The organism is Streptomyces argenteolus (assembly GCF_042902585.1).
GTDB classification, from domain to species: domain Bacteria; phylum Actinomycetota; class Actinomycetes; order Streptomycetales; family Streptomycetaceae; genus Streptomyces; species Streptomyces argenteolus.
Map to the genome: position 1 here is coordinate 475,640 of NZ_JBIBEG010000001.1, position 11,964 is coordinate 487,603.

Here is an 11,964-nt window from a genome sequence, read left to right on the forward strand (position 1 = left end):
ACATAAGGGAAATAATACCCGCCTCTTGCTACGTTGCGGGGCATGACCGCAACGACGGCGGACGCGCGCCCGCCCGAGCTACGCCTGCCCAAGCGGCGCGGGGTCGAGCTCTCGCTCCTGATCGGGGCCGTGATCGTCTCCGTCTACGGTTACGCCGCCGTCGGCCTCGCCCGGAACAACGCCGTACCCCCCGACGTGGCGGGCTACGGCGCCGGTCTCGGTCTCCTCGCCCTGCTCGCCCATCTCGCGGTCCGCTTCCGGGCCCCGTTCGCCGATCCGCTGCTGCTGCCGATCGCCGTGCTGCTCAACGGGCTGGGCCTGGTGCTGATCTACCGGCTCGACCTGGAGACGCCGAGCGACCGGGCGGCCACGACCCAGCTGATCTGGTCCACGCTCGGGGTGGCCTTCTTCATCGTGGTCGTCGTCCTGCTGCGCGACCACCGGGTGCTCCAGCGCTACGCCTACCTCTCGGTGGCCGCGGCGCTGGTGCTGATGATCGTGCCGATCTTCTTCCCGGCGGTGAACGGGGCCAAGATCTGGATCCGCGTCGGCGGGCTCTCCTTCCAGCCGGGTGAGTTCGCCAAGATCCTGCTCGCGGTCTTCTTCGCCGCCTACCTCGCGGCGAACCACAACGCGCTCGCCTACACCGGCCGCAGGATCTGGAAACTCCAGTTCCCCACCGGACGCGTCCTGGGGCCCATCGTCGCGATCTGGCTGCTCAGCGTCGGGGTCCTCGTCCTCGAACGGGACCTCGGCACCTCACTGCTCTTCTTCGGCCTCTTCGTGATCATGCTCTACGTGGCGACCGGCCGGACCGGCTGGATCGCCGTCGGGCTGCTCCTGGCCGCCGCGGGCGCCTTCGCGGTCGGCTCCTTCGAACCCCATGTGCACAGCAGGGTGGAGGACTGGCTGAATCCCTACGCCACGATCGAGGCCGGTCAGGGCCCCAGCCAGCTCGCCCAGTCCCTCTTCGCCTTCGCGGCGGGCGGCATGCTCGGCACCGGTCTCGGGCTCGGGCACTCGATCCTCATCGGCTTCGCCGCGAAGTCCGACTTCATCCTGGCCACTGCGGGCGAGGAGCTCGGTCTGGCCGGGCTCACCGCGATCTTCCTGCTGTACGCGCTGCTGGTGGCCCGCGGCTTCCGTGCCGGGCTGGCCCTGCGCGACCCCTTCGGGCGGCTGCTGTCCATCGGCCTCGCCTCGATCCTGGCGCTCCAGGTCTTCGTGATCGCCGGCGGTGTGATGGGGCTGATCCCGCTGACCGGGATGGCGATGCCGTTCCTGGCCCAGGGGGGATCGTCGGTCGTGACCAACTGGATCATCGTCGCCCTGCTCATCCGGGTGAGCGACGTGGCCCGCACCCCCGCCCCTCCGGCCGCCCCCGCCCCCACCGGATCCGGCACCCCGGGGCCCGTCGCCGCCGGGGAGGACCAGTGATCCGCTACATCCGGCACGCCGCGGCCTTCTGCCTGCTGCTGCTCGTCGCCCTCCTGGCGAACGCCGCGCGCGTCCAGCTGTTCGAGGCCGACGAGCTCAACGCGAACCCCGCCAACCGCCGCACCACGATCGACCGTTACGACCAGCCGCGCGGCAACATCCTGGTCGGCGACGAGCCGGTCACCGGCTCGAAGGACACCGGGGAGCAGCTGGCGTACGAACGCACCTACCGCCACGGCCCGTTGTACGCCCCGGTGACGGGCTACGCCTCCCAGACGTACGGCACCACGCTGCTCGAGAACGCCGAGGACGCGATCCTCTCGGGCACCGACCCGATCCTGGCTCCGCTCCCGCTGTGGGGCGACATCACCCGCAGCAGGCAGCCCGGCGGTGACGTGGTCACCACCGTCGACGAGGCGATGCAGCGGGCGGCCTACGAAGGGCTGGACGGCCGGCGCGGGGCGGTGGCCGCGCTCGACCCGTCCACCGGGCGCGTCCTGGCGCTGGTCTCCTCCCCCTCGTACGACCCGGAGGTCCTCTCCGGCACGGGATCCGCCGTCACCGACGCGTGGACACGGCTCAACCGCTCGGCGAGCAGGCCCATGCTCAACAGGGCCATCCGGCAGACCTATCCGCCCGGCTCCGCCTTCAAGATCGTGACGGCGGCCGCGGCGCTGGACGCCCGGGTGGTGACCGATCCGGACGCGGAGACGGACACCCCGTCCCCGTATGTCCTGCCGGGCACCTCGACGACGCTGCCCAACGAGGCGAGGGGCTGTGAGAAGGCGTCGCTGGCGGAGGCGATCCGGGTCTCCTGCAACACGGTGATGGCCCATCTCGGCGTCGAGGTGGGGCTGGACGGGATGCTGGAGGCGGTGGGCCGGTTCGGCTTCAACGACGACGACCTGACGATCCCCTCCCGGGTGGCCCGCAGCAACTTCGACACCGACATGAGCGACGACCAGCTGGCGCTGTCCTCGATCGGCCAGTTCGACACGACGGCGACCCCGCTGCAGATGGCGATGGTGGCCGCGGCGGTGGCCAACGGCGGTGATCTCAGGCGCCCGCACCTGGTGGACCGTGTGACCACGGGCGACGGGGACACCGTCCGCAGGCCCGGCTCGGAGTCGTACCATCAGGCGATGGAGCCGGGGACCGCGCAGCAGCTCCAGCGGATGATGGTCGACGTGGTGGAGAGCGGCACCGGTGCCAACGCGGCGATCGACGGGGTGACGGTCGGCGGCAAGACGGGCACGGCCCAGCACGGCGTCGACAACTCGGGCACGCCGTACGCCTGGTTCATCTCCTGGGCACAGGCCCCGGACTCCGGGCGCCCGGCGGTCGCCGTGGCGGTGGTCGTGGAGGACGCCTCGGCCGACCGTGCGGACATCAGCGGGGGCGGCAACGCGGCGCCGATCGCCAGAGCGGTGATGGAGGCCGCGCTGGAGAACTGAGGCCGTCCCGCGGCGCGTCACCCAGCAGACTGGGGCCATGACCACGGCACTGGAGACGGCCCTCGCCCGGATCGACCGGTTCGACCCCGAGCTGTGCGCCTTCACGGAGGTCTGGCACGAGCAGGCGCGGGCCCGCGCGGGGGCCGCGTCCAGGCTCCCGCTCGCCGGACTGCCGTTCGCCGTGAAGGGTCCCACGGGCATCCGTTCCTACGCCGCCCTCCGGCTGACCGCCGCGGGCGGGATACCGGTCGGTGCGACCTCGGTGCCCGGTCCGGGCACCACGTGGCAGACGTGGGGGCAGGGGGCGCGGGGCCGCACGGTCAACCCGTGGCGCCCCGACCGGACCCCGGGCGGCTCCTCCGCGGGATCGGCGGCGGCGGTCGCGGCCGGCCTCGTGGAGCTGGCCACGGGAAGCGACGGCGCGGGGTCGGTGCGGATTCCGGCGGCCTGGTGCGGGGTGTTCGGCCTGAAGACGACGGCGGGCCTGCTCCCCTCCCCCGACCGCACGGGTCTCGCGTCCCCGGGGGTGCTGGCGAGCTCGGCCGCCCGGGCGGAGACCTGGCTGCGCCACGTCCTGGACGGGTACGTCCCCCGGCCCGCGCGGCTGCCGGTTCCGGCGGTCTACAGTCCCGACCTGGGCTTCGCGTCCGTCGACCCGGCGGTGGCGCGGGTGACCCGGGAGGCGGTGGACCGGCTGGTGGACGCCGGGACCGTACGCCTGGTGCCCGGCTCGTGCGACCTGGCCGACCCCGCCGCGGCGTGGTTCGCCACGCGCGCGGGAGGGCCCCTGGCCCCGGCCCGGCGGCTGCGGGCCGCCGACGACCGGGTGCTCGACGCCTGCTTCGCCCGTGCGCCGTTGCTGCTCACCCCGGTCACGCCCAACTCCCCGCACGGCCACGAGGGACCGGGGGAGCTCTACTCCACGGCCCTGACCTGGGCGTTCAACCTCAGCGGGCATCCGGCGGCGAGCGTGCCCGCCGGCTTCACCCCGGACGGCTGCCCGGCGGGGCTCCAGCTGGTGAGCGGGCGGGGCACGGACGCGGCGCTGCTGGGGGTGGCGCGCGCGGTGGAGCGCGTCCTGCCCCCCTCCCGGCCGCCCCGGTTCAGCTGATCGGCCGGCGCAGCTCGGAGCGGACCTGGGCGGTCTCCTCGGCGGCCTTGTCGAGGTCGACCGACTGCGCGTCCTTGTCGAGGTCGGCCGTGCGGAGCACGGAGACCATGGCGGCGGTGTTCCCGTCGGCCCACGCGCACACGGGCTTGTTGACGGTCAGGCCGATCTCCTCGATCTTCACGACCTGGCACTCCACGGTGATGTCGTACCCCTCGGGACTGAACTCCTCGGGGGGCACGGCCACGGTCGTCCCCTCCGCGGCGGTGACACCCTCCAGGATCTTCGTCCGCATGAGCGAGGGGTCGGACAGCCGCCCGTGCAGGCCGGAGAGCACCAGCATGCCGTTCTCCTCGGAGCCGTACTGGGCGAGCGCGGCCTCGCCGTCCCGGACGGTCGGATCGGGTGCCTCCTCGATCTCCTTGCCCTCGGTGTCCGACAGGTCCTGGGTGAGGGTGAACTCCCCCTTCAGCACGGTCTCGCCGACCACGAGTTCGTGCGTCGCCTCGGGGAACGACGTCGTCGCGCTCCTGCCGAGCAGCGCGAACACGCCGAAGCCGACGGCGAGTACGAGGACGAGCGACCCGAGCACGATGCCCACGACGAGCCCCGCCCGGTTCCTGCGCGGCGCCCGGGGCGGTTGCGGCCACCCGGGCCCGCCGGTGTTCCCCCACGGACCGCCGGCGCTCCCGGGCTGCTGCGGGTAGCCGTGGACCTGCTGCGGATACGGGGGCTGCTGCGCGTACGGGTTCTGCTGCGGCAGAGGGTGCTGCCCGTACGGGCTCTGCGGCGAGGGCTGCCCGTACGGATTCTGCTGCGGCGGTGGCATGCTCATGCACTCACGTTACGTCACCCTCGTCAACGGGCAGCCGGCGTACGGGAGTACGGGCCGCGGGCGCCACCGGAGACCGGCCGTCCGCGGGCCGGACCGCGGCCCCTTTGCGGGTCCGCCCGCCGCTCAGTCCAGCGGTTCCCGGCGCAGGCGCCACTCCGCGGGGACCCCGTCCATGCCCGTGGCCGCGCCGACGACGCCCCCGGTGATGGCGCACGTCGTGTCCACGTCCCCGAACCCCTCGGCCGTCGCCCACAGGGCCGCCTCCAGGTCGCCCTGGTGCCGGGCGGCGGTCCACAGCGCGAACGGCACCGTGTCGTCGGCCCTGATCCGGTGGCCGTTGCCCAGGAGGTCGGCGGCCTGCCACGGCTCCGTGGCGAACGGCACCTCCGCCGCCCGCAGTACACCGTCCCGCACCAGCCCCGCGGGCGTGCGCTCGGCCACCGCGTCCAGCGTGAACTCCCCCCGCACCGAGAGCGCGGCGGCCACCGCGACCGCCACCGCTCCGGCGACGCCCTCGGGGTGGGAGTGGGTGACGACCGCCGAGAGCTCGGCCTGCTCCGCGGCGTGGCCGAGGTCGGCGTGGAAGCGGGCACCGAGCGGCGCGACCCGCATCGCGGCGCCGTTGCCGAGGCTGCCGCCCTCGAACAGGGTGGGCGCCAGGGTGCGCCAGTCGGCGGGCGCGGACAGGAGCAGCGGCAGCAGCATGTGCATGCCGTGCCCGTAGCCGCGGGCCTGGTCCGCGTCGAAGGCCAGGGCGTAGTACAGGGCGAGCCGGTCCTGTTCGACCTCCCCGTACTCGTCGAGGACCCGCTGGAGGGCGAGGGCCAGGGCGGTGTCGTCGGTCCAGTGCCACACGGGCTCGTGCGGGGTCCGGCGCGCCCGGACCTCCGCGTAGGCCTGGCGGGGCGGCCTGAAGAGCGGGAACCACCGCTCCCCGAAGGCGTCACCGAGTGCGAGTGCCTCGAGGCTGCGCCGTGCCGCCGCGCGGTCCCCTGGGACGGTGGTCGAGTTCATGCCTCCATCCTGTCCGTACGGCCCGGGCGCCGTACACCCCGTTTTCGGCACGCGGCCGGGAGCACACCCGCCGCCGGCGCGGCCCGAGCTCCGAAGGGAACGGCTCAGTCCCGTACGCCGCCGTCGGCTATCGCCTCCTCGACCTCCGCCACGCGCGCCTGCTCCTCCGCCGCGAAGCGGTCCCGGTCCAGTTGCTCGGCGATCTCCTCGTCCTGGGCCATCAGCAGGTCCAGGTTCGAGTCCCCGAGTTCGAAGACGCCCATGTCGACGTAGGCCTTCTGGAGCCGCTCGCCCCAGAGGCCGATGTCCTTGACGCACGGCACGATCCGGCTGAACAGGAGCTTGCGGAAGAGCTGGAGGTACTCCGAGTGCTCGGAGAGGTCCTTGGCCTCCTGCTTGCCGATGCCGAAGTTCTCCAGGACCTCGACGCCGCTGAGGCGGTCGCGCATCAGGTAGCAGCCCTCGATGACGAACTCCTCGCGCTCGCGCAGTTCCGCGTCGCTCAGCTGCTTGTAGTAGTCGCGCAGCGCCATCCGCCCGAAGGCCACGTGCCGGGCCTCGTCCTGCATGACGTAGGCGAGGATCTGTTTGGGCAGCGGCTTCGTCGTGGTGTCGCGGATCATGCCGAAGGCGGCGAGCGCGAGCCCTTCGATGAGGACCTGCATGCCGAGGTAGGGCATGTCCCACCGGGAGTCGCGCAGGGTGTCGCCGAGGAGCCCCTGGAGGTTGTCGTTGATCGGGTAGAGCATCCCGACCTTCTCGTGCAGGAAGCGGCCGTAGATCTCGGCGTGCCGCGCCTCGTCCATCGTCTGGGTGGCGGAGTAGAACTTCGCGTCCAGGTCCGGGACCGATTCCACGATGCGGGCGGCGCAGACCATGGCGCCCTGCTCACCGTGCAGGAACTGGCTGAACTGCCAGGAGGTGTAGTGCTTGCGCAGCTCACCCCGGTCCCGCTCGGTCATCTTGGACCAGTGCGGGGTGCCGTAGAGGGTGAGGGCCTCGTCCGGGGTGCCGAGCGGGTCGGCGGGGTCGACCTCCAGGCTCCAGTCGATGCGTTTGTTGCCGTCCCACTGCTTGTCCTTGCCCTTCTGGTAGAGGGCGAGGAGGCGTTCGCGGCCGTCGTCGTAGTCCCAGCTGAACCGGGCGGCACCCGTGGCAGGAACCTGCCATGTGGGAGCCGGGGGCGGGGTGATGTAGAGGTCGTGTGTCGACACGGACAGCTCCTTCGCCTGGCGAGGATCGTGCATTCCGTGGTGCTGACGTCAGTTGGCAGGTTCACACGTTGGTAGACGCGCGGTCAACAAGTCGCGCACAAGGGATTGACTGCCTTGCTGACAAGCCGTCTCATAATCTCTGAACGGAAGTTGACCGCCGGTAACCCCCGCAGAGAGGTGCCTTCAGCCATGACGCCAGTGACCGAAGAGGACATCCAGGTGCTGCGCGACGCGCTCGGCCCCCTCAAGGACCGCGAACAGGTCGCGGTCCGCCTGCTCGAGGCCTCGGCCAAGCACTCCTTCGACCCGGACACCGAGCTCGACTGGTCCTCGCCCATCGAGGACGGCAAGTGGTTCTGGCCCCCGGAGCTGGTCTCCCTCTACGGCACGCCGCTGTGGCGGAGGATGCCGGAGGAACAGCGGATGGAGCTGGCCCGCCACGAGGCCGCCTCCCTGGCCTCGCTCGGCATCTGGTTCGAGATCATCCTGATGCAGCTCCTCGTGCGCCACATCTACGACAAGTCCGTGACGAGCAAACACGTGCGCTACGCGCTGACCGAGATAGCGGACGAGTGCCGCCACTCGATGATGTTCGCCCGGATGATCGAGTGGGGCGGCGCGCCCAGCTATCCCGTGCCTCCGCGCTACCACAACCTGGCGCGGGTGCTGAAGACGGTCTCCACCACCCCCGGTTCCTTCGCCGCGACCCTGCTCGGCGAGGAGATCCTGGACTGGATGCAGCGGCTCACCTTCCCCGACGAGCGCGTCCAGACGCTCGTCCGCGGAGTGACCCGCATCCATGTCGTCGAGGAGGCCCGGCACGTGCGCTACGCACGCGAGGAACTGCGCCGCCAGATGGTGACCGCGCCGGCCTGGGAACGGCGGATGACACGGCTGAGTTCCGGGGAGGCCGCGCGCGTCTTCTCCGTCTGCTTCGTCAACCCGCAGGTGTACGACAACGTCGGGCTGAACCGGCACGAGGCCGTCGCCCAGGTGAAGGCGAGCGGCCACCGCGCCGAGGTCATGCAGACGGGGGCGAAGCGGCTCACGGACTTCTTCGACGACATCGGTGTGCTCAACGGCGTGGGACGCAGGCTGTGGAAGAGCTCGGGTCTGCTGGCCTGAGGGGGCTCTTGAAGCCACCGCTTAGGCTTCGGAGTATGACCTCCGCCCCCGCAGCACCGCCGGCCCGCGCCTACCGACGGCTCGGTGTCGAGGAACGCCGCGCCCAGCTCCTCGCCGCGGCGCTCACGCTCTTCGCCCACCGGGCGCCGGACGACGTGTCGATCGACGAGGTGGCGGCGGTGGCGGGGGTCTCCCGGCCGCTGGTCTACCGCTACTTCCCCGGCGGCAGGCAGCAGTTGTACGAGGCCGCGCTCGGTTCGGCGGCCGAGCAGCTGACGCTCTGCTTCGCGGAACCGCCCGTCGGGCCCCCGACCGAGCGGGTGGGCAGGGTCCTGGACCGCTATCTGGGCTTCGTCGACCAGCACGACGCCGGTTTCAGCGCGTTGCTGCGCGGGGGCAGCGTGGCCGAGACCTCGCGCACCTCCACGATCGTGGACGGCGTGCGCAGGGCCGCGGCCGAGCAGATCCTGCTCCACCTGGGCCGGGGCAGCGGCCCCGGACAGGAGGCCGCCGGTCCCCGGCTGCGGATGATGGTGCGCACCTGGATCGCCGCCGTGGAGGCGGCGTCGCTGATCTGGCTCGACGAGGGGAAGCAGCCCGACGCCGCCGGGCTGCGGAGCTGGCTGGTGGACCATCTGATGGCCCTGCTCGCGGTCACCGCGGCCTCGGACGAGGAGACCGCAGCGGTGGTGGCGGACCTGCTGAGCCAGGAGACGCCCGAGGGCCCCGCCGGACGGCTCGCCACGCTCATCGTCCCGGTGGTGGGCGGGGCGGCGCACCTGCTGCCGCCCGGCTGACCGCGCCTGGGTCAGACTGGCCCGGTGAAAAGTGAGAACACCCCCTTCCGCGGCGGGCCCCTGGACGGCCGCGAGCTGCCCGTCCTGCTCGGGCCGACCGGCCATCCGCCCAAGTGGTACGAGGTGCCGGTACCGGACGCCGGGGGCGGCCCGGCCACCGTGTACGCCTACCGGCGCGCCCCGGCGGGATATTCGAAGCGGCTCGGCATCCAGCGCGGCTGGGTCTACGAGTTCGCCCCCGGCGGCCGTGAGCGCTTCACGCCCAAGTGGCCCTGGACCAGGCGCCGCAGCGAGTCCTGAGCGGTGGGCCCGCCCACGCCCGTAAGATCGACGGTCAGATGCCGAGGGCACGGTCACAAGGGGGGTGCGCCATGGAGGCGCTGCGTCAGGACGATCCACGCCGCTTCGGCCCGTACACGGCGCTGGCCCGCCTGCGCGAGAGCGCGAGCGCGGTGCACTACCTGGCCCGGGACGCGGACGGCGGCGAGCTCGCCGTGGTGACCGCGGCGCGGGCCGCCCTCGCGTCCGTACCCGCGTTCCGCAGGCGCTTCCGCGCGGAGGCGGGCATCGCGGAACGGCTGGCGGGCGGCTGGGTGCAGCCCTCGCTCGCCGTGCCCGAGGACGACGGCCTGTGGACGGCCGCGGCGTACGTCCCCGCGGTGACCCTCGCCGAGGCGATCGGCCTGGCGGGCCCGCTGCCCGAGCGTGCCGTACGGATACTGGGCGCCGGGCTGGCCGAGACCCTCTCCCGGGTGCACGCCACCGGAGCCGTCCTCCAGGGGCTGGCCCCACAGACCGTGCTGCTGGCCGGGGACGGGCCCCGGCTGACGGCGTTCGGGCCGCTGGGGGCGGCGGCCTCCGCCGAGGCGCGCGAGGGCGGGCAGCTGTCCGTGCGGCTCGGCTACCTCACTCCCGAGCAGGTCGCGGGCAAGGAGGCGGGGCCGGCGTCCGACCTCTTCGTCCTGGGTCTGCTGCTCGCGTACGCGGCGACCGGGACGACCCCGCTCGCCGACGGCCCCGTGGAGGAGGCGGCGGAGCGCATCGCCCACGGGTCGGCCGAACTGGGCTCCGTACCCGACGAGTTGCGCGCGCTCATCGCGAGCTGCCTGGCGAAGGACCCGGACGACCGTCCCACCGCGGGGTCGGTGGCGGCGGAACTGGCGCTGGAGGGCGCCGCCGGGCTCGCCAAGGGCGGCTGGCTCCCCGGGCCGCTGGCGGCGGCCGTGACGGACCAGGGGGCGCGGGCCCGGGCACTGGAGCCGCCGTCCGATCCGGTCCAGGACGAGGGACCCGCAGGCGGTGACGCGCCAGCGGTCGGCGGGGACACCGCCGAGGACAGCGGGACGACCCGCTTCCTGGGGACCGTGCGGGCGCCCCGGTCAGACCGGGCCACGGCCCAGCTGGCACTGCCGCGCGAACTCCCCGGCGCGCTCCCGGGCGGTCCTTCCGGCGAGGACCCCCGCGCGCTCCCCGGCCCGGCCTCCGGTGCCGTGCCCCCGCGGCCCGCCGCTCCCGCGCCGCTCCCCGCCCCGGCTCAGGCCCGGCCGTACGGCTACACCCACCCGGCCTCGGCGCAGGGCGCCCCGGCTCCGCTGCCCCTGCCGGGCGCAGCACCGGCCTCCACGGCGGCCTCCACCCCCGCGACCAGCAGGCGGGCCCTGCTGACCACCGTCGCGGCGGGTGCCGCCGGACTGGTCCTGGGCGCGACCGCGGTGTCCGCCCTCGGCTCCGACGAGCCCGCCCCGGCCACCGACGGGAAGCCGGCGGCGAAGCCCCGTCCCACCGCTCCCGGGCGGGCTCCCGACCCCCGGTGGACGTACCACCACCCGGCCGCCGGGCCCGCCCCGCTGACGGCGGGGGTGTGGCGCGACGAACTGCTCGTGCTGACGGACACGGCCGGGGCGACCGCCGTCGACCTGCGGACCGGCCGCAAGCGCTGGGAGCGCGCCGAGGCCGCGGGCGCGCAGACCGTCATGGCCGCGGGGGACGGGCTCTGCTTCCTGGCGAGCCCGACGGAGTTCCTGTGGCTGTCGCCCGAGGACGGGCGGATCAGGCACCGGCTGCGCTACGCGGACCAGTTCACCGGCGTACCGGGGATGAAGGTGGCCCCGCTGACCGGCCTGACCGGGTCCGTCCTCTGGTTCACCGGCTCCCACACCGTCACCGTGAAGTCCCCGAAGCCGAAGAAGGGGAAGAAGCCCGGCAAGGACACCCAGGTCGTCAGGGCCTACTTCTTCGCGTACGACATCGTGCGGCGCGAGGAGCTGTGGCGCGTCGCGGTCCCGGCCGGCCGGGCGCCCGGCACCCCCGCCTACCGGCTGACCGCCGTCCGCGACGCCGACCTCGTGGTACGCCAGGACGCCGCGACGCTCACCCCCGCCGACGTGACGGCCGGAAAGGGCAAGGCCGTCTTCCGCTGCTTCGACCGCACCACGGGAAAGCTCCTGTGGAACCGGCAGTTCGGCACGGTCGCGCCGTCCGGCGCGGCGACCGGTGACGAGGGGGGCCGGCTGTACGCCGCCGTCGGCGACGATCTGCAGGCCTTCGAGACGGGCACGGGCAAGCCGCTCTGGACGCTCAACGGGACCGCGTCCTCCCTCTTCGGCACGCCCCTCCCCGCCGGGACCCTGCTGCACACCACGAACCGCAACCAGGAGGTCGGCGCGGTCGAGCGGGCGACGGGACGGCTGCTCTGGCGCCGCTCCACCGAGGTGCCCCTCGGCGGCAACGCCCCCGCGCTCACGCTCAGCGGCGGCGGGAAGACCCTGCTGGCCGCCGACGCCTCGCAGGTGACCGCGTTCGCGGCCGGGGACGGGCGCAGGCTGTGGAAGTTCCAGGACGTGGGGGTGCAGGACCCGAAGGGCGCCACGGTGCTCGCGCCGTACCGGGTGCTCGCCGCCGGGAGGAAGAACGTGGTCGTCCAGCGCGAACGGGCCTTCTACGCCCTGCCCGTGACGTGACTCCCCCGTGGGCCGCCCCC

The 11,964-nt window shown here is 73.4% G+C and carries 10 protein-coding genes; 7 read left to right on the forward strand and 3 right to left on the reverse strand.

The annotated features are described in order from the left end of the window. Positions 1 to 42: 42 nt before the first annotated feature. From ACFY8O_RS02070 to ACFY8O_RS02080, 3 genes are read left to right on the forward strand one after another with little or no spacing between them, the layout of a single operon-like run. Positions 43 to 1,437: an FtsW/RodA/SpoVE family cell cycle protein gene (locus ACFY8O_RS02070; RefSeq protein ID WP_387897947.1), complete on the forward strand. Its 1,395-nt coding sequence runs from the start codon at positions 43 to 45 to the stop codon at positions 1,435 to 1,437. Then, positions 1,434 to 2,891, forward strand: coding sequence for a penicillin-binding transpeptidase domain-containing protein (locus ACFY8O_RS02075; protein WP_387897950.1), 1,458 nt, complete (start codon positions 1,434 to 1,436; stop codon positions 2,889 to 2,891). Before ACFY8O_RS02070 ends, ACFY8O_RS02075 begins: the two co-directional genes overlap by 4 nt. Before the next feature lie 37 nt (positions 2,892 to 2,928). Next, entirely contained in the window at positions 2,929 to 4,002 is a 1,074-nt protein-coding gene (locus ACFY8O_RS02080) for an amidase family protein (RefSeq protein WP_387897952.1), read from the forward strand. On the opposite strand, the gene ACFY8O_RS02085 is transcribed toward ACFY8O_RS02080, so the two are convergent. From ACFY8O_RS02085 to ACFY8O_RS02095, 3 genes are all read right to left on the reverse strand, one after another. Then, positions 3,995 to 4,834, reverse strand: coding sequence for a hypothetical protein (locus tag ACFY8O_RS02085; RefSeq protein ID WP_387897955.1), 840 nt, complete (start codon positions 4,832 to 4,834; stop codon positions 3,995 to 3,997). The two genes, ACFY8O_RS02080 and ACFY8O_RS02085, sit on opposite strands and share 8 nt — an antisense overlap. A gap of 123 nt (positions 4,835 to 4,957) precedes the next feature. Continuing rightward, on the reverse strand, positions 4,958 to 5,848 hold the full coding sequence (locus tag ACFY8O_RS02090; RefSeq protein WP_387897958.1) for an ADP-ribosylglycohydrolase family protein: 891 nt from the start codon (positions 5,846 to 5,848) through the stop codon (positions 4,958 to 4,960). A gap of 104 nt (positions 5,849 to 5,952) precedes the next feature. Next, positions 5,953 to 7,062 carry a ferritin-like domain-containing protein gene (locus tag ACFY8O_RS02095; protein WP_145803210.1) on the reverse strand — a complete coding sequence of 370 codons (1,110 nt, stop codon included), beginning with the start codon at positions 7,060 to 7,062 and terminating at the stop codon, positions 5,953 to 5,955. A gap of 189 nt (positions 7,063 to 7,251) precedes the next feature. On the opposite strand from ACFY8O_RS02095, the gene ACFY8O_RS02100 reads away from it, so the two are divergent. The 4 genes from ACFY8O_RS02100 to ACFY8O_RS02115 all read left to right on the forward strand — a co-directional run bounded on the left by ACFY8O_RS02100 (position 7,252) and on the right by ACFY8O_RS02115 (position 11,944). Next, positions 7,252 to 8,187 carry an AurF N-oxygenase family protein gene (locus ACFY8O_RS02100; RefSeq protein WP_387897961.1) on the forward strand — a complete coding sequence of 312 codons (936 nt, stop codon included), beginning with the start codon at positions 7,252 to 7,254 and terminating at the stop codon, positions 8,185 to 8,187. 35 nt (positions 8,188 to 8,222) lie between these two features. Next, positions 8,223 to 8,984, forward strand: a complete 762-nt coding sequence (locus ACFY8O_RS02105) for a TetR/AcrR family transcriptional regulator (RefSeq protein ID WP_387897964.1) — start codon at positions 8,223 to 8,225, stop codon at positions 8,982 to 8,984. 24 nt (positions 8,985 to 9,008) lie between these two features. Beyond that, entirely contained in the window at positions 9,009 to 9,284 is a 276-nt protein-coding gene (locus ACFY8O_RS02110) for a hypothetical protein (protein ID WP_145803216.1), read from the forward strand. Between the two features lie 71 nt (positions 9,285 to 9,355). Further along, the gene (locus ACFY8O_RS02115; RefSeq protein WP_387897967.1) at positions 9,356 to 11,944 is read left to right on the forward strand and encodes an outer membrane protein assembly factor BamB family protein; all 2,589 of its coding nucleotides are present in this window, start codon (positions 9,356 to 9,358) and stop codon (positions 11,942 to 11,944) included. Positions 11,945 to 11,964 lie beyond the last annotated feature (20 nt).

Excerpts from the sequence above, each read along its gene's own strand:
- ACFY8O_RS02070 (WP_387897947.1), top strand. The coding sequence starts at position 43 with ATGACCGCAACGACGGCGGACGCGCGCCCGCCCGAGCTACGCCTGCCC.
- ACFY8O_RS02080 (WP_387897952.1), top strand. The coding sequence starts at position 2,929 with ATGACCACGGCACTGGAGACGGCCCTCGCCCGGATCGACCGGTTCGAC.
- ACFY8O_RS02085 (WP_387897955.1), bottom strand. The coding sequence starts at position 4,834 with ATGAGCATGCCACCGCCGCAGCAGAATCCGTACGGGCAGCCCTCGCCG.
- ACFY8O_RS02090 (WP_387897958.1), bottom strand. The coding sequence starts at position 5,848 with ATGAACTCGACCACCGTCCCAGGGGACCGCGCGGCGGCACGGCGCAGC.
- ACFY8O_RS02100 (WP_387897961.1), top strand. The coding sequence starts at position 7,252 with ATGACGCCAGTGACCGAAGAGGACATCCAGGTGCTGCGCGACGCGCTC.
- ACFY8O_RS02105 (WP_387897964.1), top strand. The coding sequence starts at position 8,223 with ATGACCTCCGCCCCCGCAGCACCGCCGGCCCGCGCCTACCGACGGCTC.
- ACFY8O_RS02115 (WP_387897967.1), top strand. The coding sequence starts at position 9,356 with ATGGAGGCGCTGCGTCAGGACGATCCACGCCGCTTCGGCCCGTACACG.